The sequence below is a fragment of the Microbacterium proteolyticum genome (genome assembly GCF_030818075.1).
In the GTDB taxonomy this organism is placed as follows: domain Bacteria; phylum Actinomycetota; class Actinomycetes; order Actinomycetales; family Microbacteriaceae; genus Microbacterium; species Microbacterium proteolyticum_A.
The window spans coordinates 743,221-768,922 of the sequence record NZ_JAUSZZ010000001.1 but is presented as its reverse complement, the minus strand read 5'-3'; the positions used below and the strand labels follow the sequence as shown (position 1 = coordinate 768,922).

Genomic DNA, 25,702 nt, shown 5'->3' with positions numbered 1-25,702 from the left:
GAACGAGTACATGACACCCGAACAGGCACGGGATCAGACCATGAGCGTGCTCGACGGAACCATGGCCGCCTCCGGTGCCACGGGTTGGGTGCGGGATGCCCAGGGCGAGCCCATCCCCCAGGATTGCCAGATCGATGACCGCCCCGGCGTCACCTTCGGTCACGGTGGATACGCCGGCACGCCCGGAACCGACCCGGCGGCCGACGCCCAACGCGTCGTGGACTACTGGACGTCGATCGGAATCGATTCCCGCGTCGTCACCGACCCGGTCATCGTCGTGTTCGGTTCAGGGGGACCGGTCAAGGCCATCTCCTTCGCCACGTCTCCCACCTATGCCATCAGCCTCGGCGGCATCTGCGTGCCCGGTAACCCGCTCGATTACTACGGCGGGCTCCCCACCCCGCCTCCACCCGCACCGTAGGGGTAGAACGCGCGCGGCACGCAACGCTGGCCGCGCTGCAGCCACCCCAGCGCACGGGCTCGAAGCGACGCTCGTGGTCGAGCGCGAAAGGGCCGAACGCGCGGGCCGGTTCTGCAGGGACGACGACCACACCGCGCGACTACCCTCGGGCGAATCGGCGGAGCCTGGGGGGTGAAACCACCACACCGCGGCCATCGCGCGTGCCACGCTGGCAGTTCGAACGACACTGCGTGCGGAGGTGCTCACCATGAACGAAACAGTCGACCTCGCGGTCATCGTCGGAGTCTTCGTCGCTCTGATCGGCATCGGCATCGGCCTTCTCGTCGACCCGCTGCGACCACGGACGAGCATCACCGCCGGGCTTTCGATCACGCTGATCGGTTTCCTGGTGGGCGGCCTCGCACCCAGAGCTGTGCTGTCGGTACCGGTCCTCGTGACGGCTTTCGCCCTCACCGCCTTCATAAGCGACCGTCTCTGGCGGGCCGCCCTTACTCGCGAACGGTCTGCACCCCGAACGCCACCGCCTCCGGCTCCGTCAACATCCGCGACCGGATGAGGAACCGCATGCCCGTCGGACCCTCCACCGAGAAGCCGGCGCCGCGGCCCGGCACGACATCGATGGTGAGGTGGGTGAACTTCCAGTACTCGAACTGCGACTCCGACATGTAGACCTCGATCGGGTCATCCAGACCGACGTCGATCGCGCCGAGGCGCACGTCGCTCGGGCCGGTGAGGAACATCCCCACCGGGTAACACATGGGAGAACTGCCGTCACAGCAGCCACCGGACTGATGGAACATCAGCGGGCCGTGCTTCGCCGTCAGGTCGCGCAGCAGTGCGGCAGCGGCATCCGTCACCTCGACGCGTGAGAACTCCGGCATCCGTTCTTCTCCTTGCTCTGAGTAGTCATGTCCCGCCCGGTGCGAGCGGGGTGTCCCCGGCCGGCACGAACGGGGACGTTTCGGCCGCCGGCGCCCCGCCTTCAGCGGCGGACGGACACTGTGTCCCACCTCGTGCGACGCGAAAGTCCGAAAGCGCACGGCCCGGACATGGCGCTCCACGTGGTGCCGCAATCCCCGACAGAGGACGACGCGCCGGAGCCGTGTCCCACTTCGTGCGAGAAAGCGGCGGCGAACTCGCACAAAGTGGGACATGATCAGGCGGGCACAGCGTGCCTCCGGGTGCCGCCAGCCCCCACGAGCGCAGGAGCGCGGCGCCGGGGCCCGCGAGCCCCGGCGCCCTGCCGATCAGAAGAAGCCCATCGCCCCTTCGGCGTACGACACGAGCAGGTTCTTCGTCTGCTGGTAGTGGTCGAGCATCTTGAGGTGGTTTTCGCGGCCGATGCCCGACTGCTTGTACCCGCCGAACGCGGCGTGCGCGGGGTACTGGTGGTAGGTGTTGGTCCAGACGCGGCCGGCCTCGATCGCCCGACCCGCGCGGTAGGCGATGTCGCCACTGCGGCTCCAGACACCGGCTCCGAGACCGTACAGGGTGTCGTTGGCGGTCGAGATGGCGTCGTCGAAGTCGTCGAACGACGTCACCGACAGCACCGGTCCGAAGATCTCCTCCTGGAAGATCCGCATGTCGTTCGTGCCCTCGAACACCGTCGGTGCGACGTAGTAGCCGCCCGAGAGGTCACCACCGAGGTCGACCCGCTCACCGCCGGTGAGCAGCTTCGCGCCGCCCGCCTTGCCGATGTCGATGTACGACAGGATCTTCTCGAGCTGGTCGTTCGAGGCCTGCGCGCCGATCATCGTCTCGGGGTCGAGCGGATTGCCCTGGCGCACCTTCTTGACCCGCTCGAGGCCGTCGCCGAGGAACTGGTCGTAGATCGACCGCTGGATGAGTGCCCGCGAGGGACACGTGCACACCTCGCCCTGGTTCAGCGCGAACAGCGTGAAGCCCTCGAGCGCCTTGTCGTAGTAAGCGTCATCGGTGGTGCGAGCCACGTCCTCGAAGAACACGTTCGGGCTCTTCCCGCCGAGCTCGAGCGTCACCGGGATGAGGTTCTGCGACGCGTACTGCATGATGAGGCGGCCGGTCGTGGTCTCGCCGGTGAAGGCGATCTTGCGGATGCGCTTGTGCTGTGCGAGCGGCGCCCCCGCCTCGATGCCGAACCCGTTGACGATGTTCACGACACCGGCCGGCAGGAGGTCGCCGATGATGTCGAACAGGAACAGCAGGGATGCCGGGGTCTGCTCGGCCGGCTTGATCACGACGCAGTTGCCCGCGGCGAGGGCCGGAGCGAGCTTCCATGCCGCCATGAGGATGGGGAAGTTCCACGGGATGATCTGCCCGACCACTCCGAGGGGCTCGTTGAAGTGGTACGCCACGGTGTTGTCGTCGAGCTGGCTGAGGGAGCCCTCCTGCGCCCGCAGCACACCGGCGAAGTAGCGGAAGTGGTCGACGGTGAGCGGGATGTCGGCGGCGAGCGTCTCGCGCACCGGCTTGCCGTTCTCCCACGTCTCGGCGACGGCGATCTTCTCGAGGTTCTGCTCGATGCGGTCGGCGATCTTGTTCAGGATGACGCTGCGCTCGGCGGGCGTGGTCTTCTTCCACGACGCGAACGCCTTCCATGCGGCATCCACCGCCCGGTCGATGTCGTGCGCGTCACCGCGACCGACCTCGCAGAACGGCTTGCCGGTGACGGGAGTGATGTTCTCGAAGTACTCGCCGCTGTGCGGCTCGACCCACTCGCCGCCGATGTAGTGGCCGTACCGCGAGCGGTACTCGGCGACGGATCCGCGGGTGCCGGGGGCGGCGTAGACGCTCGAGACGCCTTCTTCGACGATGGTCATGCTGGTCTCCTTCGACGGTCATGAATCGCCGCGGTCGAGTGTGGGGCGGCGATGCGGCGACCGTACGCCGACAGAGGTTGCATCCGATTGCACGCGGTGGAGCGGCGTGCGCCGAGATCACACGATCCGCCCGAGATCACATGCCGTTCCGCGCCAACACGGGTGATCTCGGCGAGATCATGTGATCTCGGCGAGGGCCAAGCGACGGCGCGGCCGGGGCGCGGGCGCGCTCGGCACCGTCGGCGGACCCACGCCGGTCTCACCCGCGATCGACGGATGCAACGACCCCGCGGCCGTGGCATCCGTTCTGCCGGCGCGGACGACGGGTGCGCAGCCGCCGCGGGCCCGCCACTACGCGTCAGCGTCGGCGAGCACCGCGCCGCCAGACCCGCCCTCTACGCGTCAGTGACAGCGAGCACCGCGCCACCAACCCCGCCCCTTCCGCGACGGCGTCAGCGAACACCGCGCCGCCAAACCCGCCCTTTACGCGTCGGCGTCGGCGAGCACCGAGCGCAGTGGCGGCACGTTGACCTCGTGCAGGTCGACGTCGTCGAGACGCTCGATGCTCTGTACGCGCGGCGCGATGGCGCGGTCGTCTGCGACGATCCAGCTACCGACGAGGAGGAAGCGGTCGTTGCCGGCCGTGATGGGACCGGTCAGCGCGAACGTCTGGTGCGTCGGCGTGAGGAAGGTGACGCGCACGGGCGTGCCGTGGGGGAGCGTGGACGGGTCGACCACGTCGGCCTCGAGCGCCGGTTGCGGGGCGTCGATACCGAGGTCGATGCGCTGGATCTCGGCGCTGGTGGCGAGGATGACGTCACCCACCAGCGGCTGGCCGCCGACTCCGATGCGCACGGTGCCCTCGAGGGCGTACAGACCATAGCGCGGAGAACGCACGATCACCCGCGCGACGTCGCCCGCCTTGACCTCGGCGAGCGCCTCGCGGATGCGCCCCACGTCGCGACGGGCGCGAGCTGCCGAGAAGATGTCCAGCGCGTTTTCGTCCATATGTTCAGCGTAACGAGGGGCTCCGACATCGGGGGTCGGCTCCGGCCCATCACTGCGCGCCGGGGACGCCGTCGCCGCCAAGCCGCCCCTCGTCCTGACGCGCAAGGGGCGACAAGTCGCCCCGCACCCTCACTCCCGCTCCAGTCGCTCGATCCGCGCGACGAGTCCGGCACGCTTGGGCGAGCGGGCGGGCAGCATCGACAGACACAGCCTCAGCACTTCCTCGTCGTCGTGCCCGTCCGCGGTGTCGGCGAAGGCGAGCAGCACATCGACGCCCGCCTCGGCCATCAGGGTCTCCCGCAGGGCCGCGCGCACCGACTCCCGGAGCTCGACGATGCCCGGCGCATCCGACTGGGGGAGCACGGGGCCCGCGCAGGCCGCGAGGGCGACGCGATGAGCACCCCGGTCGAGCAACGAGAGCACGTGCTGCGCATCGGTCTCGATGACGTCGGGCAGACGGTACGGTCGCGATGCGGGTACCAGCGACGGTGCGAAGGGAACGAGTGCACGCCGCAGCCGCACCATCTCGGGCCGCAGGGTCTCGACAGCGGAGTGGCCGTACACCGCCTCGCTCAGCGCTTCGGCCGACATGCCCTCTCGGTGCACGGCGAGCAGCGTCAGGATCTCCGCGTGTCGAGCGCTGAGTTCGAGCCCCGACCCTCCCACTTCCAGCAGTGCCCGGTCGCGGCCGAGCGTGTGCAAGACCATCCGCGACGGCGACGCCCTCCGGGGCGGAGGGGTCGACTGCGCCCGCAGCCGCGCCACGAGGACCTCGTTCTCGATCGCCCGGGCCGTGGCATCCACGAGCAGCTGCGCCTGCGGGGTGACGGCCTCGGGTCCGCCGGTGACGTCGATCATGCCGAGCAGGCGACGCGTCTCGGGGTCGTGCACGGGCGCTGCGGTGCACGACCACGGCTGCACCAGGCGATTGAAGTGCTCCGCACCGCGGATCTGCACCGAACGCCCCAGAGTGAGCGCGGTTCCCGGTGCGGAAGTGCCCACCACTTCCTCGGCCCAGTTCGCCCCGGCCACGAAACCCATGCCGCCGGTGAGCGTGCGCACGTGCCGATCGCCCTCGACCCACAGCAGACGTCCCGCCGCATCGCCCACCGCCACGACGACGCCGGACTCCTCGGCGGTGCCAGGCAGGAGAAGCGCCCGCACCATGTCCATCACGCCGGCGAGAGGATGCTGTCGCCGGTACTCGTCGAGTTCCTCGCGGGAGAAGTCGAGGGTCGGCAGACCCTCGGGGCCGACGAGGGATGCCAACGACCGCCGCCACGATTCCCGCACGAGCGGTCGCACATCGGCGAGTCGCCGATCGTCATTGCCGGCGAGGAGTTCGTCGTGGGCACGCGCGATCATCAGGCCCGAGTTCTCGGGGGAGATCGAAGGTCGCGACCACGGAGAGGGCACGTTCTTCCCATCGACGGTGACGGAGGAGTCTTCAGTGTAAGTCCCCCTCTCGCCGGACGGGAGGGGGCGTCATGCGGTTCTCAGGCACGACACGCGTCCCGGGAACGTCAGCGGCGACGCCGCAGGCGTGGACTCCACCTTGCCGACCCCCTGATAAAAGGCGGGCATCCCGCACTACGCACTACTGCGTATCGCGTGGTACTGTCCGAGGCAGACAAGCGAAGGGGGCCGCGTGGATACGACGCAGCTGTTGAAAGGGGTGCTGGATGCCGCCGTGCTCGCGGTCGTGCAGCACGACGACGGGTACGGGTACGACATCGTGCGGCGCCTGCGGGATGCAGGACTGGGCGAGGTGGGGGACGCGTCGGTCTACGGGACTCTGCGCCGGCTGTACTCCGCGGGGGCGCTGTCGAGCTACGTCGTCCCGTCCGACGGGGGACCGCACCGCAAGTACTACGCCATCAATGCCCAGGGCCGCGAACTGCTCGATGCGCAGCGCGACAGCTGGGCGCACTTCTCGTCGGCGATGACCACGCTCCTCGACGACCGCACGTCCACCACGAAGCTGCGCACGATCGGAGACGCACGATGATCACCACCACGCCGGTCCGCGACGACATCCGCGCGTTCGCCGCTGCGGTGCGCGCGCATCTCGACGACCTCCCCTCCGACGACGTCGACGACCTGCTCGACGGTCTCGAAGCCGATCTGTCCGATCAGGCCGCCGAGGCGGGCGACGCCTTCGAGCTTCCGGATGCCACGACCTACGCCGAAGAACTCCGTGCGGCCGCGGGACTTCCTGAGCGCAGCGTGCGGACGGGCGGGAAGCGAACGCCGGTCCTGCAGATCGTGCGCGACGGCTGGCGCGAGACGGGCTCCTTCGTGCGCAGGAGTCCCGCGGGAGCCTGGCTGCTCGACCTTTCGACATCCCTGCGGCCGCTGTGGTGGGTCCTTCGCGCGGTCGTGCTCTACCTCTTCATCGCCCCGTTCCTGTGGTCGGGGTATGGCTGGATGACCGGACCGGTCGCCCACTTGATCGGTGCCGTGCAGTTCCCGGGCATCGTGCTCATGACCGCCCTGCTCCTAGTGAGCGTGCAGTGGGGTCGCGGCAGATGGGCACCCAACGCCATCGTCCGCGGACTGCGGACGACGGCGACCGTCTTCGCTCTCCTGCTCGCGCCCTTCACGGTCGCGGGCCTCGGCAGCAGCCTGCAGAACATGGTGTGGGCATCCTCGAACGACAGCATGGCGGCACCCCCCTCCACGCCCGGCCTCTCGGTCGACGGCGAACGGATCCGCAACATCTACGCCTTCGACGCCGACGGCAATCCGATTCCCGCGGTGCAGCTCTTCGACCAGGACGGCGACCCACTCACGACCGTCGGACGAGACGGGGGAACCCAGCGCTCTGACTCGTACTTCTCCGGGGGCGGCGGACCCGTGCCCGTGCCGTACGTCATCCCGGGCGGCACCGACGCGTGGAATGTCTTCCCCCTGCGCGAGATCCCGGCCGGAGAACAGACCTGGGACGAGGCGTACGACCTTCGCAACGCCACCCTGCTGCCGTTCCCCTTCGACCGCGTCCAGCCGCTTCCGAGCGCCGCGGCGCCCACGGCGAGCGCCACTCCGACCGCGGAACCGTCCCCGACCGCCGAGCCGACCCCGACCACGGTTCCGGGCACGGCCACGCCGTGAGCGACGAGCCGCGCATCGTGAGCATCGATCTCACTCACCTGGTCACGGCGGCGCTCGCGGCGCAGCGACCCGGGGAGGTCGATGCGGAGGAGTGACCTCCGCGACCCGTCAGGGGCGTGGTCCGGCGTGTGGGGGCACGCGGAGCACGTCCCTGACGTCGTATCCGCACGCCCTCGCCGCCCCGAGGCCACCGATCGCGCCCCGGGGCCACGGACGACGACCCGAGGGCCGCACGGCCCTCCTCAGTCCCGCGCGGCCCACCACTCGCGCAGGCGCTGCTCGGCGACCTCCTCGCCCACCACGCCCTCGTCGAGGCGCAGGTCGAGCAGGAAGCGGTACGCCTCGCCGACCTCGCGGCCGGGCGTGAGCCCCAACACCTCCTGGATGCGGTTGCCGTCGAGTTCAGGGCGGATCGCGTCGATCTCCTCCTGCTCGCGCAGGGCGGCGATACGGGCCTCGATGTCGTCGTAGGCGGATGCCAGGCGCTGAGCCTTGCGCTTGTTGCGCGTCGTCACGTCGGCGCGCGTCAGGATGTGCAGGCGTTCGAGCTCGTCGCCGGCGTCGCGCACGTAGCGGCGCACCGCGGCATCCGTCCACGCGCCCTCGGCGTACCCGAAGAAGCGCAGGTGCAGCTCGACGAGCCGTGCGACGACCGTGATGGTCGCCGCATCGAACCGAAGCGCCTGCAGGCGCTTGCGGGCCATGCGCGCGCCCTTGACGTCGTGGTGGTGGAACGTGACGCCGCCGCCGTCTTCGAGGCGCCGGGTGGCGGGTTTGCCGATGTCGTGCAGCAATGCGGCCAGGCGCAGGGGCACGTCGGGGGCGGCATCCGGATGCCGGCTCTTCTCGAGCGCGATCGCCTGTCGCAGCACGGTGAGGGAGTGCTCGTAGACGTCTTTGTGGTGGTGGTGCTCGTCGACCTCGAGGCGCAGCGCCGGTACTTCGGGGAGGAACTCCTCGATCAGACCGGTCTCGACGAGCACGCGGATGCCGCGGACCGGGTCGTCGGTCTGCAACAGGCGCACGAGCTCGGCCTGCACACGCTCGGGGCTGACGATCGCCAGAGACGCACGCAACTCCGCCACGGCCTCGAGCGTCTCGGGGTCGACGGCGAAGTCGAGCTGCGACGAGAAGCGCGCCGCGCGCAGCATGCGCAAGGGATCGTCGCCGAAGCTGACCGCGGGGTCGATCGGGGTCCGCAGGCGCCCGGCGATGAGGTCTTCGACGCCGCCCGTGGGGTCGACGAGCTGACGGGCGGGTACGCGCAGGGCCATCGCGTTGACGGTGAAGTCGCGGCGGGACAGGTCGGCCTCCAGTGTGTCGCCGAACTCCACGGTGGGCTTGCGCGTCACACCGTCGTAGCTGTCGGCGCGGAACGTCGTGATCTCGACCTGCTCCCCCTTCACGCGGGCACCGATGGTGCCGAAGGCGCGGCCGACGTCCCACTGGGTCGACGAGACGGGCTTGACGAGCGCGAGGATCTCGTCGGGGCGGGCGTCGGTGGTGAAGTCGAAGTCGTGGGTGGTGCGGCCCAGCAGCGCGTCGCGCACGGGGCCGCCCACGATCGCGAGATCCCGCCCCGCTTCGGCGAACGCAAGGGCGACGGTGACGACCACGGGGTGCGCGGCGAGCTCCTCGAGGCGCGCGAGACCCTCCGCCATGTTCAGCATGCCTTCGAGCCTATCCGGGGGCGCCGACAGCGCTTTTCAGCCTCCGCCCCCGCGGAGGCCCTGAAGCCGGTGGGCCGAGGCCAGGCGTCTTCAGTCCGCGAACGCGAGGAACCCCGTCACCAGCAACTCGCGCACGCGAGGCAGCAGATCGGCGCGGAGGTGCGCGGCATCCACTTCCATCAACTGCGCGATCGCGTCGATGAGCGGTCCCACGGCCAGGTCGCCGTCGCACGCGCCCACGAGCGCCGCGAGCGCCGGGTCCACCTCGATGCGCCGCGCGAACCCGCCGCCCTGGTGCAGCTCGATGACCGACGGATCGGCCTCGCCCGGCCGATGGTGCCGCGCCTCGGTGACATCGGGCGCGACCTGCAGCACGCTGGTCGACAGATCGTCGTCGTCGAGGAGCGCCGCGCGGTCGTGTGCGGCCAGGCACGCGGCCAGGTGCGGTCCGAAGGCGGCCTCCCCGCCGCCCGCGACGCGCTCGTACCGCGCCAGCGTCGGGCCGCCGGCCAGGGGCTTCCGCAACAGCACGTATCCGAACCCGATGCCCGTCACGCCCCGACGGGCGAAGTCCTCGAGCCACGCATCGATGAGCCGCGCGTAGGCGGGTGTGCCGGGCACGGTGCCGCCGTCGCGCACCCACAGCTCCGCATACGCGAGGGGGTCGAGCACCTCGCGCTCGATCACCCAGACGTCCATGTCGTCGCCGACCCAGGAGCGCACCCGGTCGAGTCCCGACTCGTCCGCGCGGTATTCCCAGTTGCCGAGCGACTGGGCGACACCGCCGGGGGAGAGGTGCGCGCCGACGCCCGCGACGACGGCGGCCACGAGCGCGTCGCCCTCCAGCCCGCCGTCGCGGTACTCGTATGCCGGCACCCCCTCGACGCGGGGCGTGATGACGAACGGGGGGTTGGATGCCACCCGGTCGAAGGTCTCGCCGGCGACCGGTTCGAAGAGCGACCCGTGCCGTGTCTCGATCCCGTCGACGCCGTTCACCAGCGCGTTCAGCCGCGTGAAGCGCAGGGCGCGCTGGGAGATGTCGGTCGCGACGACGTGCGCGACCAGACGACGCAGGCGCAGCGCCTGGATGCCGCATCCGGTTCCGATGTCGAGGGCCGTCCGCGCCGGGCGCGTCAGCTGCAGGCGGGCCAGCGTCTGCGACGCTCCGCCGACGCCGAGCACGTGGTCCTCGGGGAGCGGGCCCTGCAACGCGGCCTCATCGAGGTCGCTCGCGATCCACCATTCGACCTCGCCGCTGTCGTCGGCGAACGCCTGCGGGCGCACGAGCACCTCGGGATGCAGATCGTCACCGTCGACGCGCGCGAGCCCGAGGGCCACCGCGCCGTCCACGCCCACCGTGGGGAGAGCCGATTCCGCCTGCGCGCGGCTCACCGCGAGGCCGAGCGCCCACAGCCGACCCAGCACGGCGAGCGCATCCGTCCGGTTCGCGAGAGCACGTTCGGCCGGGCGACGCAGGCCCCGGGCCACGGCGTCGTCGGCCTCCGTTCCCCAGGCATCGCGGAGCGCGGCACTCGCGTAGCCGGCGCCTCGCAGATCGAGGGAGAGCGCGTGACAGAGTCGGGGGTCCGGTTCGGGGAGCACCGGTCCATTCAACCGTCTGGGCGAGGCTATCGGCGGGCGTGAAGGGACTCGGGCCTAGACTCGTCGCGATGCGAGGCCCCCTCGTGCCACCCGACGTTCGTATGACCGTGACTTCCCCGCCTCCGGGCCCACCCGTGCTGCGGCGCCCTCTCGCGCGCCGACTCCTGGCGACCCTCGCCGCCGGTGCCCTCGTGCTCGGTGTCGTGCTGCCCTCCGCTGCCGCGGTCGCCGCGACCCCCGACCCGACGCCCGCGGGCGACACCACCCCGTCAGTGCTTTCGGCCGCCCCGGCGGCGAACGGCATCCTGCGCCCCGGTGACCCCCTCTCGGTCGTCGTCACCCTGTCGGCGGGTTCCACCGCCACGTCGGCGACCCCTGTCGCCCTCTCAATCGGCTCGGCACCACTCGGCGACGACGTCGCCCTCGACCGCTGGCTCGACGGCGACGCCACGGGCCAGACGATGCAGCAGGTCGCCGTCGGATCCGTGGATGCCGCCGACCCGGGCGCGCAGGCCTCCACCACCGTGACCCTTCCGCCCACCGACCCGACGTTGGCCGCACGCCCCGCAGGGGTCTACCCGGTGCTGGTCGCGGCGGGGGGTCGGACGGCATCCAGTGTCGTGGTCGTCCCCGCTGACGGCACCGCGACACCGATCGCCCTCGTGGTCCCCATCACGGCAGCACCCATGACGCGGGGTCTGCTCACCGGCAATGAGCTCGCGGAGCTCACGGCGGTTGACGGCGCCCTGTCGGCGCAGCTCGACGCCGTCGACGGCACTACGGCCACCCTGGCGGTCGACCCGGCCATCCCGGCGGCCATCCGCGTACTCGGCTCCGCCGCCCCGCCCACCGCCGTCGCGTGGTTGCAGCGCCTGCTCGCCCTGCCCAACGACCGCTTCGCCCTCACGTACGGCGATTCGGACGTGGCCGCCCAGGTGCAGGCGGGTCTCGGCGCCCCGCTGGGCCCGACCTCGTTGCAGTCGTACATGGTCGAAGCCGACTTCACGCGGCCCGCACCGGCGGTCTCGGCCGTGTCGAGTCCGGAGCCTGCCGCCTCGTCGAGCCCGGGACACCCCACGTACCCATCGCTGTCGACGCTGCTCGACATCGGCACCGCCCGATCGAATGTGTTCTGGCCGGCCACAGGCTCGGCGGGGCCCGAGACGGTGGCCGCTCTGGGCGCCTCCGGCACCCCCGAAGAGCCCACTCGCGTGCTGCTGGCTTCGTCGAACGTCTCCGGGGCGCGTCCCGCCACGGGCGCGGTGGGAGGGGTGTCGACCCCGGTGTACGACGCCGAGGTGTCACGCGCGCTGACCGCCGCCGCGGGGGAGAACGACACGACGCGACGGGGTGCCTCCCTCGCCGCCGCCCAGGGCTACCTGGCTGTCGCACGCGCCGCTGCCGGCGACCAGCCCGTTCTCGCGGTCCTCGACCGCGGCACCGACCGCTCCCGAGTGAGCCTGCGCGCAGCCCTCGGCCTCGTCTCGGCCGCGCCGGGCTTCGTCGGATCGACACTCGACGCCGTCGCGAGTCGACCGGCATCCGAGATTTCGCTCGCCGCGCCGTCCGTCGACTCCTCCCGCGTCGCCGAGGTGGGCGAACTGCTCGCCGACGAGCAGGCCGTCGACCGATTCGCCACGATCCTCGCGCAGCCGGAGCTTCTCACCGGCCGCGAGCGCGCCGAACTCCTGCAGGTCATCAGCGTCTCGTGGACGGGGGATGCCGCGCGCTCGGCCGTCGCCGACCACCGCGCCGGCACGCAGACGACGCTGGGCTCCGTCGGCATCCTCTCCTCCGACTTCCGTCTCGTCAGCTCCAGTGCACCGCTTCGGCCGTGGGTGCGCAACGATCTGCCGTGGCCGGTGACCGTCGTCCTCGCCGCCCGTCCGAACGACGCGCGACTCCGCGTCCAGGACCGCACCACGGTCGAGGCGCAGGCAGCCGCGAACACGCGCGTGGAGGTGCCCGTCGAAGCGCGGATCGCCAACGGCGAGGTCGCCGTCGACCTTCAGCTGTACAGCCCCACCGGCGAGCCGGTCGGAGCGCCCCAGCGCGTCGACGTCGAGGTGCGGGCCGAATGGGAGAGCATCGGGCTCGTCGTCATCGTCGCGCTCGTGATCGGCTTCCTCAGTCTGGGCGTCTGGCGTACGGTCGCGCGCCGCCGCCGTGTCCGCGCCGGTGCGGAGTCGGCCTCGACTCAGGATGCCGATGCCCCGGTGGACGGGATCGGGATCAAGGACCCGGATGCCGACGGCCGCGGCCACGCCGAAGGCGACGCCGAAGACGCGATCGACACCCCCCACATCGAGCAGGAGACACGACCGTGAGCAGTATCGGACGGGCGAGTGTGCTCATCGGCGCCGGCACGATCGTCTCGCGGGTGACCGGCCTGCTGCGGATCGTGGTGCTGGTCGGCATCGTCGGCTCGGTCGAGAGTTTCGCGGGCGACGCGTTCGGTCTGGCCAACTCGCTGCCGAACAACATCTACGCGGTCATCTCCACCGGCGTGCTCACCGCGGTCATCGTGCCGCAGATCGTCAAGGCGGCGGCGCATGACGACGGTGGCCGGGCATTCGTGTCGAAGTTGTTCACGCTGGGCACCCTGATCCTCCTGGTCGTCACCGCGATCGCCATGATCGCTGCACCGTTGATCGTCGCCCTGTACACCTCGGCGGACGCGTCGCCCGATCAGATCGCCCTGGCGACCGCGTTCGCCTATTGGTGTCTGCCGCAGATCTTCTTCTACGGGCTGTACTCCCTGCTCGGCGAGATCCTCAACGCGCGCAACGTCTTCGGGCCCTACACGTGGGCGCCGATCGTGAACAATGTCGTGTCCATCGTCGGCTTCGCCGGGTTCCTCTGGGTCTTCGGCGGGCCGAACCCTGCGGTGAGCCAGTGGACACCGCTCATGATCGGCCTCCTCGGCGGCATCACCACCGGCGGCATCGTGCTGCAGACCGTGGTGCTGCTGGTCTTCTGGCGCCGCGCGGGCCTGCAGCTCCGCCCCGACTTCCACTGGCGAGGTGTGGGCCTGCGCAACATCGGCCGCCTGGCGGGCTGGACCTTCCTGATGGTCATCGTCGGCCAGCTCGCGGGCATCGTGCAGTCGCGCGTGCTGTGGCAGGCCACGGGAGACGGACCCGCCGTTCTGGCCACGCAGAACGCCTGGCTGGTGTTCATGCTGCCCTACTCGGTCATCGTGCTCTCGATCGGGACGCCGTATTTCACACGCCTCAGCGAGCATGCCGCAGCCGGTCGCGACGACGATGTGCGGGCCGACATCGTGAGCAGCATCCGCGTGCTCGGCCTCTTCATCGTCGCCGCGACCGCCGCTCTCGCGGTGGCTGCCGTGCCCGCGTCGCGCGTGTTCACCAACACCTCGGGTGAGGCTCTCGCCGCAGCTCCCGTGCTGCTGTGCTTCCTCACGTGCCTCCTCCCGCTCGCGGTGCTCTTCGTCGTCCAACGCACGTTCTACGCCTTCAACGACACGCGCACCCCGTTCTTCTTCACTCTCGTGCAGGGGGTCCTCGTCGTTGTGACGGCGATCGGTGCCGGCCAGCTCCTCGCCGCCGGCATCATCCCGATCGGACAACTCGCAGCAGCGATCGCACTGGGGCAGTCCTTCGCCAGCATCGTGCAGTTGGTCATCGCCACCGTCATCCTCCACCGTCGTCTCGGCGGCATCGGGTTCCGCGAGTGGGTGGTCCCTCTCGGACGATTCGCCCTCGTCGCCCTTCCCGCTGCCGGCGCCGGTTGGGCCGTCGTTCTGGTCTGCGGAGGAACGGAGGGGTGGATCTCCGACAGCGAGCTGGGCGGTGCCGTCGGAGCGGCCTTGATCGGCTCGGTCGTGCTCGCGGTGTACCTCGGCATCCTGGCCCTCCTGAGAGCGCCTGAGCTCGAGCCCGCGCTCGCACTCGGTCGGCGGTTCCTCCCCAAGCGCTGACCCCGCGGCCGTGGAATAGCCCACGGCTAGCATGGGTTTCATCCGACGGAATCAACGAGAGGAAGGCGCAACCGTGCGTCACGTCATCATCATCGGATCGGGCCCGGCCGGCTATACGGCAGCCATCTACGCCGCCCGAGCCAATCTCGAGCCCCTCGTCGTCGCGAGTTCCGTCGAAGCCGGCGGCGACCTCATGAACACGACCGAGGTCGAGAACTTCCCGGGCTTCCCGGACGGCATCCAGGGTCCCGACCTCATGGCCAAGATGCAGGCCCAGGCCGAGCGTTTCGGCGCGCAGGTGCTCTACGACGACGTCGTCTCGCTCCAGCTGGACGGCCCCGTCAAGACGGTCACCCTCGGCAGCGGCAAGGTCGAAGAGGCCGTGTCGATCATCTACGCCACCGGCTCTGCGTACCGCAAGCTCGGCCTCGAGGGCGAAGAACGCCTCTCCGGCCGTGGGGTGTCGTGGTGCGCCACGTGCGACGGCTTCTTCTTCCGTGACCGCACCATCGCGGTCGTCGGCGGAGGCGATTCCGCCATGGAAGAGGCCAACTTCCTGACGAAGTTCGCCTCCAAGGTGTACGTCATCCACCGCAAGGACTCGCTGCGCGCTTCGAAGATCATGCAGGAGCGCGCCTTCGCCAATCCCAAGATCGAGTTCATCTGGAACAGCGCGGTCGACGAGATCCTCGGTGACGACGCCGTCAACGGTGTGCGTCTGCGGTCGACCGTGGACGACACGACGCGCGAGCTGCCCCTGGACGGTCTGTTCGTGGCGATCGGCAACGATCCGCGCACGCACCTCGTGCACGACAAGCTGCAGCTCACGGACCAGGGCACCATCTGGGTGGACGGCCGGTCCTCTCGCACGTCGGTCGAAGGCGTCTTCGCCGCCGGCGACGTGATCGACCCCACCTACCGCCAGGCCATCACCGCCGCGGGCAGCGGCACCGTCGCCGCCCTCGACGTGGAGCACTTCCTCGCCGCCCGCGGCGAGGCCGGCGAACCCGCCGTGTCGGAAAGCCCCATCGAGGGCCTCCCCGACGCCGCGGTCGTCTGAGGAACAAAACCGCGCTCACCGGCGTTTTCATCTACTGACGCTTCCATCTAAGGAGAAATGCAATGACTGCCAAGGCGACGACCTCCGCCACGTTCGAGCAGGACGTCCTGCAGGCTGACGGCCCCGTGCTCGTGGACTTCTGGGCCGAGTGGTGCGGCCCCTGTCGCATGGTCGCTCCCGTGCTCGACGAGATCCAGAACGAGAACGCGGGCAAGATCACGATCCTCAAGCTCAACGTCGACGAGAACCCGGACCTCGCGATGAAGTACCAGATCACCTCGATTCCCGCGATGAAGGTGTTCCAGGGCGGCGAGGTCAAGACGACCATCATCGGCGCCAAGCCCAAGTTCGCGCTCGAGCAGGACCTCGCGCCGTTCATCGGCTGACACGTCTTCACGAAAGTCCCGGGTCCGAACGGATCCGGGACTTTCGTGTATCCGGATGCCGAGCCCCGGCCGCGATCGCGCGGTATCGGTACGTCAGTGGTCCACGCCGCGCGAGCGAGGCCGCGTGTGGCGTTCATGGCCCCGAATCGCAGGTCGGCTCCGACCGACCGTACGCAGATCGAGGAAGTCAGCCGGTGACAGCCCTCAGGACGGCCCTCAGGACGCGTCAAGACGGACGCTGGCGTCCCACCGTCGGTGGGGCTCCTCGTCGCCCAGAATGCGCCACACCGCTCGCGTCAGAGGGGGATAGTCGAGGGAGATCTGCCTCAGCACCCGATAATTGCGCGAACGGTTCGGACGCTGGCCACCGTTCTCGGCGATGTTCTCCGCGCGGAGCGTCAGGACGACCAGTTCATCGACGCTCGGCAGGTCTTCCATGAAGTCCCACGGGTCCTCACCGCCGCGCAGGCGTTCGTGGATGAGGACCGCCAGCTCGTCGGACGCCTCGGCGCGCAACAGCTCGAGGCTGGCACGGCGGCGGATGGTGTCGTCGTTCGCTGTCACCATTCCAGCGTACGTCGAGCGGCCTACCCGCGGACCCGTCGAGCGCGTTCTCGCATCTATCGCCTCAGGGAGCGTCAGCCCGTGTAGGCCTCTTCCCCCAGCGTCGACAAGATGCGGTTCAGGTCCTGAATTGATGCGAAATCGATGCTGATCTGGCCTTTTTTCGCGTTCAAAGACACGCGGACCTTCGTGTCGAACCGGTCGCCGAGCCTCTCCGCGACCTGGTCGAGGCCGGCCTGACGGGTGCCGGACCGCGGCTTCTGGCGTACGGGCACCACACCGGGCATCTTCGCCGCCGCCTCCGCTGCGCGGACGGAGAGGTCCTCGTTGACGATCTTGTCCGCGAGCTTCTGCATCTCGCGAGGGTCGTTCAAAGAGAGGATGGCGCGCGCGTGTCCGGCACTGAGGACGCCCGCCGCAACGCGCTGCTGCACGGGGACCGGCAGCTTCAGGAGTCGAATGGTGTTGCTGATCTGAGGCCGTGAGCGGCCGATCCTCGTTGCGAGCTCCTCCTGCGTGATGCCGAAGTCTTCGAGCAGCTGCTGATATGCCGACGCCTCTTCAAGCGGATTCAGCTGGGAGCGGTGCAGGTTCTCGAGCAGCGCGTCGCGGAGCAGGTACTCGTCGTCCGTTTCGCGGACGACGGCCGGAATGCTCTCGAGACCCGCCTCTCGCGACGCGCGTGTGCGCCGCTCGCCCATGATGAGTTCATACGTCCCGTCGCCCTTGTCGCGCACGACCACAGGTTGAAGGACGCCGAACTCGCGGACGGAATGCACGAGTTCAGCGAGATCGTCGGCGTCGAAATTGGTTCTCGGCTGCCGTGGGTTCGGCACGATGGATGCCGGATCGATGTGAATGAGCCGCGCACCCGGAACGGAGACCAGCTGGTCCGCTTCTCCGACCGCCTTCACAGAGGCCGCCTCGGATGACCCGGTCTTCTCCGCCGCGGATCCGCCGGGGAAGAACACATCGACCGGTCGCGCCTCCGACGGTTCGGCGGTGGGGATGAGCGCGCCAATACCGCGGCCCAGGCCGGTCCTCTTTGCCATCAGGAATCCTTCTCGGTGGTGTCGCGAGCGACGATCTCGACCGCGGCTTCGCGGTAGGCGATCGCGCCCGCCGACTGGCCATCGTAGGCGATGACAGTCTGTCCGAAGCTCGGCGCTTCGGACACGCGAACCGATCGGGGAATGACCGTCTCGAGCACCTCACGTGTGAAGTGCGACCGGACCTCGTCGGCGACCTGCTGGGCCAGCCGCGTGCGCCCGTCATACATCGTGAGCAGGATCGTCGACACATGAAGAGTCGGGTTGAGGTGCTTCTGGATCATCTGCACGCTGCCGAGGAGCTGACTGAGACCCTCCAGCGCGTAGTACTCGCACTGGATCGGGATCATGACCTCGTCCGCTGCGGTGAACGCGTTGATCGTCAGCAAGCCGAGTGACGGAGGGCAATCGATGATGACGAAGTCGAGATGGTTGTCCTCGATGGCGAGGTAGTCGCGGAGGGCGCCGCGGAGGCGGTGCTCACGTGCGACCTGCGAAACGAGTTCGATCTCCGCGCCGGCGAGGTGGATGGTGCTGGGCGCACACAGAAGCCGGGGGCTTTCCGGGCTCGTCTGGACGATGTCGACGAGGGGAACCTCATTGATGAGCACGTCGTAGATGCTGGGGGTATCCGCGTGGTGTGCGACGCCGAGCGCTGTGGACGCATTCCCCTGCGGATCGAGATCGATCACCAGCACGCGAGCACCGATCGACGCGAGCGCTGCGGCCATGTTCACCGCTGTCGTCGTCTTACCGACCCCGCCCTTCTGATTGGACACGGTCAGGATGCGTGTTCGTCCGCTGAGCTCGACCTCGACCGCCTCGAGCGCGCGTCGTCGCGCGGACAGATCGGCGATCTCACGGGCGATGGGGGAGTCATCGAGCGAAAACGAGGATGACGCCTCACCGGACTGTTTCACGTGAAACACCTCTCACCGTCGCCAACTCGCTCAGTCTACCCGCGGGATCCGACATCACCCGCCGACCGCGCCAGGGGAGCGCGACGCGGAGGGGCCGCCTGTTCCAGCCGACTCGGGCCGCAGCGCGGGCGGTGGCGCCGCACACGAAGCGCGGACGCTGCAGCAGCGCCCGCGTTGCCGCCTCGTCGCCTGCGACAGGTGAGCTGACAGATTCCGACGGTGTCCACCTCACCGACGGCCGCTGCAGTCCTCCGACATCGTCGGCGCTCGGCAACCCGCGACGGATCCCTTCTTTCCTTAATGCGCCGGGTTCCTTCACGGTAGCCGGTGTGGGTGCAGATCCTGACGGTTCGCGACGGTGCGTCGGATGTTTCACGTGAAACGGGGCGGCCGAGCTCCACCTTCAGCAAACCGGTCCTCGGGGCGGGGAATCGTCTCTGTCGTTCGTGCCAATTCAGAAGCACGTGGTCTACGGTCTTGCGCGTGGGCCGTGCCCTCGCGGCTCCCGTTCGCCGTCGAAACCACCCACGATGGCCGCGGCAGATCTTCGATGAAATGCGAAGTGCGGCGCGATCGAGTTTCAGTGGGCTTACTGCTCGTTCCCAGAACCGTACTGGTCTTCATTCAGACCAGTCGCTGTCATCAGTTAAGGGTGCGCCCATCGCCGCGCTGAACCCTCCGCCTATGACCGCCGTTCGGGTGATCCGGGCAGCGCGCTGAACGGTGGCGGCAAGTGCGGCGCGTTCGGTTGCGGTTCTTTCCACGCTGCCTCTTCTTCCCGCGCCCGCCCTGTCGGGTTCGGAGCGGAACACGAGTCTCAGCGCCTCACCACGACCGGCGGGCCGGTATCGACCGCGCAGTGAGATTCATCTCGGATAACCGCCAGTCCATTGGCGTGGTGAGCGGCACGTTTCACGTGAAACGCCGCCTGTCAGTTCTCGGGCACTACAAGCGTGCCGTTCCGCACTCCGCCCGGGTGATGTCAGCGGGACCTTCATCCCACCGTGGCGGGACAGCGGCCCGTTCCGGTCGGCTCCCAAGAGATCAAGCCGAGCTGGTTCGGCACTCGATTCGACGCGGAGTCCCAGCATCTTCAGACCCGGGGGCGCATCGGCCCAAGCGTCTCGGCCGCCGCACCAGCGTTGACGTTTCACGTGAAACGTCGCTTGCCATGGGATCGGGCGGCACCTCCTCCACCACCAATGGCGTTGTGATCCCACGCCATCCCCGGCACAACGACCAACCTCTCCCCACCTCTGCATCATCGTTCTGCCCCCACGGGTCGCTCGGGCCACCTCCGGCACTGGCTCAGGATCGGGTTATCTCGATCACAGTCATGTCACCGCACGCTCTGGACCGACGGCACCTCGATCGGGTGGCTACCTGAAGTACTCCGAGGGCGGATGACACATCTCACAACCTTTGCCGAGACCGCCAACGCGCCTCGTGCGTGCGATGTCGCCCGCGACGTCACCATCACCGACCACCTCCTCCCGGCACAGCGTTCGGCGCCCGACCACAGGCATCACACACGGGTGCACTTCAGGAGGTCGTGATCGAGGAGCGCTTCGCCTGGCACCCCTCGCTGCGCCCGGGTTGCAAACCGGACGGTCCCTCGTGACGGACGTTTGTCAAGGATCCACTGGGCGCGGGGTCGTCGCGCTGAGCAACACCGATGCACCAAGCCGACTCCATCGCCTCTCATGCCGGCAGTCCGTCGCAGCCAGGCTGCGCGACAGCGGCACTGTGGTCGTTCTTTCCGAGCGTCACGACGCCGTTCGTCAACCGGCACACTCATGCGGACCGCACATAGGGCGATCGAGGGGTTGCGCCGCGGAGGCCAATTGGGCCTTGGTCGCCATGTGCGCCGCGGCTGCGGAGGTCCGTTGTTCACGGGATGGCCGCGGCATCTATGCAGACGCCCCCACAGCGTGCCGCGGAGCGTCAAACGCGATCCAGACGGAGCAGCCCACCCCGGGGCCACACGGCATATTCGCACATGAGTCATCAGCGTACGACTGCACGCACTCAGATGCCGCGGCCAGCGATGTGTTGACAAGACCGACCATGCCGACGATGTGCCGCCACGCGCAGCGGCGGTCTGATCTTCCTTGACGCGCAGTGCAACACTGTGCGTGTGCGCGACGGGGCCCGCCGCCCTAACGCTTCCGAGCACGTTCGGAAAAAACACTCTGCTGTGCCACGCATGGCGGCTCACGCTGTCACGACCACATCGCCGCTTCGTTTCACGTGAAACATCGATTCGGCGGCCGGCTGCAGGCCGTCAAGGGAGACTCAGCTCATTATGGGGGGCTCGCGCTCCAGCTCTTGGTCGCTGCGTCAGCTGACGGATGAACTGGCTTCGAGGCACCCCACGCCAGTGCTCCACATCCACCGCCGGACTCGCACATGCCGCGTCGCCCTGACACAAGGTTCACCAACACCAGATTCCACGCGAGGTGGTCGACCATGCCCCATGGTCGTCGGACGCCGAATCGGCGGCGCGGGATGACGCGACCGAACGGGGGAGGGGAGAAGGCATGGATGTCTGCACCTTTCCGTGAATCAATCGCCCTCCGGCTCACGCACCCTCTTCGGATGCGGGGCGCGGTTCGGAATGACATTCGACGCGCGTCGTAATCGGACGGCCGACGCCTCAGCCTGCAAGGCTCACGCTGCACCTGGACCTCGACGATCTGGCTGTACACATGGCGTTCTCGACTCGCCACCACTCGACACCCGCCGTTCGCTTCCCTCCTCGACGCGCTGAACCGCACTGGCTGCTCAGCGCCTCTGCCCATGGTCGAGGCAGGTCTCCACCGATGGCGAGCACCCCCGTCGGGGTAGCTCTCCTTGGGTGGCAAGCGTGTCTGTTTCACGTGAAACACGATGGACGCGGGGCACAACGACGTCGCGGTCAAGCGCGGGGGTCCGTGACGTGCGGACAATGGCGCGGACGGGTTGGCGCTCGTCGTCCCCTCACCCGTGCAGATCCGACCAGGATTGATCCGCCTGCTGCGATACCGGCTCGCGGGTCGCATGCGAGTCTCACATCGGCCTTCGAGCGATCGAAGGCGGGACCCGTGATCTCCCTCTGGCGATCCATGCACGTTTACCGATCGCTAACAGCGCGCGCCCACACCTCCACGACACCATGTGACGGACCATCGGCATCCCATGTTTCACGTGAAACGACGCCGACTGTCTGCCCGCGATGTCATGCAAGCCGTCGTCACTCGCTCACCCCATCATGAACCCCGCGCACAGATGCACGCATGCGGCGGTGCTCGCGCGGACACCCCGGCGTCCCGACAGCTTCCGGGGGAGCTGATCCTTGCGAACCCCACGTCTCGCGCTAGACATCCATCCACTCGGCCGCCGCTGCGGACCGCGGTCACCCCGCGGCCTCGCCTTCGCTAAGGGAAGCTTCCCAAACCCCGTGATTCGACGCCGAGACACTCGGCGAGCGACGGAGCCGTGCAGGGGGAGCGGGTGGGCCCGGGGCGCCGAGAACGATGTCCCAGACCTCGGAAGCGCCAAACCGGCGCACGCCCTTCTTCATCGTCGGAATCCCGAGCGCCCCTCGGCGTCGGTCCCAACCCACGCTGTACCCGTCGGATCTCACTCTCACCCCGGCGAACGACGGCAACCGGCTACCTCGGTGTTGAGGCACGGACACAGCCTCAACGATTCCTTACACCGCCTGCATCCGCTCGATACCGGCGCCGATCACCGGGGGAGCGCAGCGTGTTGCTGCGACGGCGAACATCGACGACGCAGAATCACGGTGCCCGTGCTTCTCTCACGGGCGGCTTCGCCCGGACCGGCCACGGCTTGCTTACTCCCCAGCGCTGGGTATCCGACTCAACGGTACGTGACGATGCGCAGCCACTGGGGATGAGAGAGCGAGCGGACCTCACCGTGGAGATGAGTAGACGAACCCACGTCCGCGTTTGCACAACGCACGACGTCGCGTCCGCCCGCCCTCACGTCGATACGACGCGCACCACCGTTGCCTGCGAACGAGGCCGAAGGAGGAGAACGAACGGCGCCGAAGGCACTTCAAGAGAACGAGCTCCGGACCAAGGCTCCGTCGTGCATCGGGATGTGCGCCACCGGCGCGACGCCGATCGACGCGCGCCCCATCGGATGCGGCTCACGCGGACGACCGCGACACACCAGCTATCGAAGAATGCGAGGTGTCCAACGCGAACAGGACATGTTTACATGTTGACAGGGTCAGCGGGTGACGGTTGCCAAGAAGACGCGGGTGGGCTCATCGAGAAGCCCTTCACCCACCACCTCGACGGCCACGTCCTGCAGACCGTACTTGCGGATCTGTTTGGACGCAGCCTCGATCTCGCCCGCGACGTTCGCGCCTTTCAGGAAGACCAGTCGTCCACCCGGGCGTACCAGGGGAGCGGTGAACGAAAGAAGCGTGCGCAGGGCACTCACCGCCCGCGCGGTCGCCACGTCGAACACCCGACCGCGCGCCCACTCCTCGCCGCGCATCCGTTCGACCGACACATTCTCGAGACCGAGGTCGGCGACTTGCTCCGTGAGCCACGCGGTTCGGCGCTCCATCGGTTCGATGAGCGTCCACTCCACGTCCGGCCGCGCGATCGCGAGCACGAGCCCCGGAAGACCTGCGCCCGACCCGACGTCGACGGCGGACCCCGTGAAGAACGGAGCAGCAATCGCACTGTTCAGGATGTGACGCGTCCACAGACGCGGAACCTCCTGCGGGCCGATGAGCCCGCGTTCTTCACCGTACGCCGCGAGGTTCGCGGTGAACCTCCGGGCCGTCTCGATGCGGTCTCCGAAGAGTTGTGCGGCTGCATCGGGCTCCGCTTCGAGGTGTTCCGGCATCCTGAGCTCAGCCTCGTCGCAGAACCGTGTGTCGCTCCGCGCCCTCGCCGAAGGACTCGGAGGCGTAGCCGCGGTCCGCCGCGATGTCGTGCACCAGCTTGCGCTCGTAGCTCGACATCGCGGGGAGCGAAGCCTGCGACGCGCCCTCCTGGAGACGCGCGATCGCGCGGTCGACCAGCGTCTCGAGCTGACGCTGACGAGCGTCGCGGGACCCACCGATGTCGAGAATCAGACGGGAGAAGCGACCCGTCGAGCTCTGCACGGCGAGGCGGGTGAGCTCCTGCAGTGCCTGCACCGTGTCGGGGTGCGAGATGCTCTGGAGCGCGTCGGCGTCGTCCGCCTCCACAGACACGTAGGCCCGGCCGGCGCGCACATCCAGGGCGAGATCGCCGTCGATGTCAGCGATGTCGAGCAAGCCCTCGAGGTAGTCGGCGGCGATGTCGCCCTCCTGCTCGAGCTGCTCTTCGGTGGCGGTGGTCTGCTCGGGTGCGATCTGATCGGACGTCGTCATCGTGATCTCCGGTGGTCAGGAGGCGGGTGTGGATCCGGGGGCGCCGGCGGTTCCGCCCGCCGCACCCGCGTTCTTGGCGGACTGCTGCTTCTTCGCCCGCTGCTTACCGACGGGCTGCTGACGTTTGGGAGCGGCAGCGCGCGCACGCTCGGCTTCTTCCAGCAGGCGCTGCTGCTCGGCCTGGTACTTCTCCATCGGCACGACCTTGCCCGACGAATCGATGGCCTTGCCCTTGCGGGCCAGACGCTCTTCGCGTGCCTTGGCGGCGTCGGAACCGGGAGTCGGCATCTCGCGAATGACGATGAACTGCTGCACCATCGTCCACAGGTTGCTGACGAACCAGTAGATGACGACGCCGAGGGGGAAGAAGACACCGGAGAAGATGAAGGCCAGCGGCAGGATGTAGAGCATGATCTTCTGCATCTGGTACGCCTGACCGGTCTTGGCCTCGGGCGACAGGTTCTTCGAGATGATCTGCAGCTGCGTGAAGAACTGCGATGCGATCATCAGAACGACGAGGGTCAACAAGATCGCGACGGTGATCTGACCATCGGGCTGACCCCACGCGGTGACCAGGTTGACATGCATGGATGCCACGTCGAACAACCGGGCGTCGTAGAACTCGCGCGTCAGCTCGGGGGTGAGCAGGCCCACACCACCCTGGTTGTTGGTGGCGTGCTTCGCCACGTCGTTGAGCACGCTGAAGAGTGCGAAGAAGATCGGCATCTGCACCAGCAGGGGCAGGCAGCTCGAGACAGGAGTGGTGCCGTGCTTCTTGTACAGAGCCATGGTCTCGCGGCTCATCGCCTCGCGAGAGAGCTGATCCTTCTTGCCGCGGTACTTCTCCTGCACCTTGCGCAACTCGGGAGCGATCTCCATCATCTTGCGCTGGCTCTTGATCTGCTTCACGAAGAGGGGGATCAGTGCAGCACGGACGATGAGCACCAGGCCGACGATCGAGAGCACCCAGGTGAGGCCCGCGGCCGGCGCCATGCCGAGCGCGGTGAACAGGGAGTGCCACCCCACGAGCACGAGCTCGACCGCCCATTTCAGCGGCCAGAGGATGGTCCCAATGAGATCGAATTGCACGATCAGTCCTTTCGGGCGGGCACGACGAAACCGTGCCGTGTGAGTTCGTGACGGAAGGCCCGGTGAGGACGGACGTCGTCGATGCCACCCTGAGCCCAGGGATGACAGCGTGCGAGGCGGGCGGCGGTGAACGCGACGCCCTTCACGAGTCCATGCTGCTGCACGGCGCCCACCGAATAGGCGGAGCAGGAGGGGTAGTACTTGCACACGTCGCCGTAGACGTGCGAGATCGTCGCTCGATAGGCGTGGAGCAGAACGAGTCCGGCGTTCCGGGGGAGGAGCGGAACGGATGCCAGCACCACATCGGCGGTGAGCCGACCGGAGCCGGTGGCCGATGTCGGAAGGGTCGAGACGCTCATGCCGACGCCTTCCGTTCGAGGCACCTCACGACGTCCGCGCGAAGCGTCGCATAATCGGCCGTCGCCGCCGAGGGCAGCGCTCGGATGACGACCGAGGCGCCCCCGCGAATGGTCGGGAGCGCCTCGGCGCACACCGCCTTGAGGCGGCGACGAATGGTGTTGCGGGTGACAGCGGAGCCGACCTGTCGGCTCACGATGAAGCCGAATCGCGGTGCAGTGGACTCATCCGACACTCCGACGTAGGTCACGGTGTGCGCTCCGGCACAACGAGAACCCCGTCGGACTGTGGCTTTGTAGTCCGATCCGCGGGTGAGTCGGTTCGGCTTCGCGAGCACCGGGTCT

21 protein-coding genes are annotated in these 25,702 nt (G+C 68.6%); 7 read left to right on the top strand and 14 right to left on the bottom strand.

What is annotated here, in order from left to right; genetic code table 11:
• The first annotated feature begins 10 nt into the window (after window positions 1-10).
• Window positions 11-421 (top strand): hypothetical protein, encoded by a 411-nt coding sequence (locus tag QE392_RS03665; RefSeq protein WP_307448062.1) that lies wholly within the window; start codon window positions 11-13, stop codon window positions 419-421.
• A gap of 488 nt (window positions 422-909) precedes the next feature.
• Here QE392_RS03665 and QE392_RS03660 read toward each other — a convergent pair whose 3' ends face one another.
• From QE392_RS03660 to QE392_RS03645, 4 genes are all read right to left on the bottom strand, one after another.
• Window positions 910-1,302: a DUF779 domain-containing protein gene (locus QE392_RS03660; RefSeq protein ID WP_307448059.1), complete on the bottom strand. Its 393-nt coding sequence runs from the start codon at window positions 1,300-1,302 to the stop codon at window positions 910-912.
• A gap of 366 nt (window positions 1,303-1,668) precedes the next feature.
• Window positions 1,669-3,219 (bottom strand): acetaldehyde dehydrogenase ExaC, encoded by a 1,551-nt coding sequence (gene exaC, locus QE392_RS03655; protein WP_307448055.1) that lies wholly within the window; start codon window positions 3,217-3,219, stop codon window positions 1,669-1,671.
• A gap of 483 nt (window positions 3,220-3,702) precedes the next feature.
• The gene (locus QE392_RS03650) at window positions 3,703-4,227 is read right to left on the bottom strand and encodes a hypothetical protein (RefSeq protein ID WP_307448052.1); all 525 of its coding nucleotides are present in this window, start codon (window positions 4,225-4,227) and stop codon (window positions 3,703-3,705) included.
• Between the two features lie 129 nt (window positions 4,228-4,356).
• On the bottom strand, window positions 4,357-5,643 hold the full coding sequence (locus QE392_RS03645; protein WP_307448050.1) for a GAF domain-containing protein: 1,287 nt from the start codon (window positions 5,641-5,643) through the stop codon (window positions 4,357-4,359).
• A gap of 232 nt (window positions 5,644-5,875) precedes the next feature.
• On the opposite strand from QE392_RS03645, the gene QE392_RS03640 reads away from it, so the two are divergent.
• Window positions 5,876-6,235: a PadR family transcriptional regulator gene (locus tag QE392_RS03640; protein ID WP_307448048.1), complete on the top strand. Its 360-nt coding sequence runs from the start codon at window positions 5,876-5,878 to the stop codon at window positions 6,233-6,235.
• Entirely contained in the window at window positions 6,232-7,338 is a 1,107-nt protein-coding gene (locus QE392_RS03635) for a hypothetical protein (RefSeq protein WP_307448045.1), read from the top strand. Before QE392_RS03640 ends, QE392_RS03635 begins: the two co-directional genes overlap by 4 nt.
• A gap of 242 nt (window positions 7,339-7,580) precedes the next feature.
• On the opposite strand, the gene QE392_RS03630 is transcribed toward QE392_RS03635, so the two are convergent.
• Both QE392_RS03630 and QE392_RS03625 read right to left on the bottom strand, forming a co-directional pair.
• A complete protein-coding gene (locus QE392_RS03630) occupies window positions 7,581-9,008 on the bottom strand; it encodes a CCA tRNA nucleotidyltransferase (protein WP_307448042.1) in 1,428 nt (475 codons plus the stop codon).
• A 90-nt stretch (window positions 9,009-9,098) separates the two neighbouring features.
• Window positions 9,099-10,610, bottom strand: coding sequence for a DUF7059 domain-containing protein (locus tag QE392_RS03625; RefSeq protein ID WP_307448040.1), 1,512 nt, complete (start codon window positions 10,608-10,610; stop codon window positions 9,099-9,101).
• A gap of 101 nt (window positions 10,611-10,711) precedes the next feature.
• Here QE392_RS03625 and QE392_RS03620 point away from each other — a divergent pair, with 101 nt between their 5' ends.
• The 4 genes from QE392_RS03620 (at window position 10,712) to trxA (ending at window position 15,999) form a co-directional block, all read left to right on the top strand.
• On the top strand, window positions 10,712-12,937 hold the full coding sequence (locus tag QE392_RS03620; RefSeq protein ID WP_307448037.1) for a DUF6049 family protein: 2,226 nt from the start codon (window positions 10,712-10,714) through the stop codon (window positions 12,935-12,937).
• Window positions 12,934-14,553 carry a murein biosynthesis integral membrane protein MurJ gene (gene murJ / locus QE392_RS03615; protein ID WP_307448034.1) on the top strand — a complete coding sequence of 540 codons (1,620 nt, stop codon included), beginning with the start codon at window positions 12,934-12,936 and terminating at the stop codon, window positions 14,551-14,553. The genes QE392_RS03620 and murJ overlap by 4 nt, the downstream gene beginning before the upstream one ends.
• A 73-nt stretch (window positions 14,554-14,626) precedes the next feature.
• Complete coding sequence (trxB, locus tag QE392_RS03610; RefSeq protein WP_307448031.1) at window positions 14,627-15,613, top strand: thioredoxin-disulfide reductase; 987 nt, start codon at window positions 14,627-14,629, stop codon at window positions 15,611-15,613.
• 62 nt (window positions 15,614-15,675) lie between these two features.
• A complete protein-coding gene (trxA, locus tag QE392_RS03605) occupies window positions 15,676-15,999 on the top strand; it encodes a thioredoxin (RefSeq protein ID WP_307448028.1) in 324 nt (107 codons plus the stop codon).
• A 216-nt stretch (window positions 16,000-16,215) separates the two neighbouring features.
• Here the strand turns inward: trxA and QE392_RS03600 are convergent, their stop codons facing one another.
• The 8 genes from QE392_RS03600 to rnpA form a co-directional block, all read right to left on the bottom strand.
• Window positions 16,216-16,563, bottom strand: a complete 348-nt coding sequence (locus QE392_RS03600; RefSeq protein ID WP_373426433.1) for a tryptophan synthase subunit alpha — start codon at window positions 16,561-16,563, stop codon at window positions 16,216-16,218.
• 74 nt (window positions 16,564-16,637) lie between these two features.
• Window positions 16,638-17,615 (bottom strand): ParB/RepB/Spo0J family partition protein, encoded by a 978-nt coding sequence (locus QE392_RS03595; RefSeq protein ID WP_307448023.1) that lies wholly within the window; start codon window positions 17,613-17,615, stop codon window positions 16,638-16,640.
• On the bottom strand, window positions 17,615-18,541 hold the full coding sequence (locus QE392_RS03590) for a ParA family protein (RefSeq protein WP_307448020.1): 927 nt from the start codon (window positions 18,539-18,541) through the stop codon (window positions 17,615-17,617). Before QE392_RS03590 ends, QE392_RS03595 begins: the two co-directional genes overlap by 1 nt.
• Window positions 18,542-22,771: 4,230 nt before the next feature.
• A complete protein-coding gene (gene rsmG / locus QE392_RS03585; RefSeq protein ID WP_307448018.1) occupies window positions 22,772-23,401 on the bottom strand; it encodes a 16S rRNA (guanine(527)-N(7))-methyltransferase RsmG in 630 nt (209 codons plus the stop codon).
• Between the two features lie 7 nt (window positions 23,402-23,408).
• Entirely contained in the window at window positions 23,409-23,912 is a 504-nt protein-coding gene (locus tag QE392_RS03580; RefSeq protein ID WP_307448015.1) for a Jag family protein, read from the bottom strand.
• A gap of 15 nt (window positions 23,913-23,927) precedes the next feature.
• A complete protein-coding gene (gene yidC, locus QE392_RS03575; RefSeq protein WP_373426493.1) occupies window positions 23,928-25,004 on the bottom strand; it encodes a membrane protein insertase YidC in 1,077 nt (358 codons plus the stop codon).
• Entirely contained in the window at window positions 25,004-25,360 is a 357-nt protein-coding gene (yidD, locus tag QE392_RS03570; RefSeq protein ID WP_307448008.1) for a membrane protein insertion efficiency factor YidD, read from the bottom strand. Before yidD ends, yidC begins: the two co-directional genes overlap by 1 nt.
• Complete coding sequence (gene rnpA, locus QE392_RS03565; RefSeq protein ID WP_307448006.1) at window positions 25,357-25,695, bottom strand: ribonuclease P protein component; 339 nt, start codon at window positions 25,693-25,695, stop codon at window positions 25,357-25,359. The genes yidD and rnpA overlap by 4 nt, the downstream gene beginning before the upstream one ends.
• Between the last annotated feature and the right edge of the window lie 7 nt (window positions 25,696-25,702).

What these genes read in the sequence shown, in the direction of transcription:
- QE392_RS03595 (WP_307448023.1), bottom strand. Translation starts at nt 17,615, where the DNA reads ATGGCAAAGAGGACCGGCCTGGGCCGCGGTATTGGCGCGCTCATCCCC.
- exaC (WP_307448055.1), bottom strand. Translation starts at nt 3,219, where the DNA reads ATGACCATCGTCGAAGAAGGCGTCTCGAGCGTCTACGCCGCCCCCGGC.
- QE392_RS03620 (WP_307448037.1), top strand. Translation starts at nt 10,712, where the DNA reads ATGACCGTGACTTCCCCGCCTCCGGGCCCACCCGTGCTGCGGCGCCCT.
- QE392_RS03660 (WP_307448059.1), bottom strand. Translation starts at nt 1,302, where the DNA reads ATGCCGGAGTTCTCACGCGTCGAGGTGACGGATGCCGCTGCCGCACTG.
- QE392_RS03580 (WP_307448015.1), bottom strand. Translation starts at nt 23,912, where the DNA reads ATGACGACGTCCGATCAGATCGCACCCGAGCAGACCACCGCCACCGAA.
- rsmG (WP_307448018.1), bottom strand. Translation starts at nt 23,401, where the DNA reads ATGCCGGAACACCTCGAAGCGGAGCCCGATGCAGCCGCACAACTCTTC.
- QE392_RS03665 (WP_307448062.1), top strand. Translation starts at nt 11, where the DNA reads ATGACACCCGAACAGGCACGGGATCAGACCATGAGCGTGCTCGACGGA.
- trxA (WP_307448028.1), top strand. Translation starts at nt 15,676, where the DNA reads ATGACTGCCAAGGCGACGACCTCCGCCACGTTCGAGCAGGACGTCCTG.
- yidD (WP_307448008.1), bottom strand. Translation starts at nt 25,360, where the DNA reads ATGAGCGTCTCGACCCTTCCGACATCGGCCACCGGCTCCGGTCGGCTC.
- QE392_RS03650 (WP_307448052.1), bottom strand. Translation starts at nt 4,227, where the DNA reads ATGGACGAAAACGCGCTGGACATCTTCTCGGCAGCTCGCGCCCGTCGC.
- QE392_RS03630 (WP_307448042.1), bottom strand. Translation starts at nt 9,008, where the DNA reads ATGCTGAACATGGCGGAGGGTCTCGCGCGCCTCGAGGAGCTCGCCGCG.
- QE392_RS03635 (WP_307448045.1), top strand. Translation starts at nt 6,232, where the DNA reads ATGATCACCACCACGCCGGTCCGCGACGACATCCGCGCGTTCGCCGCT.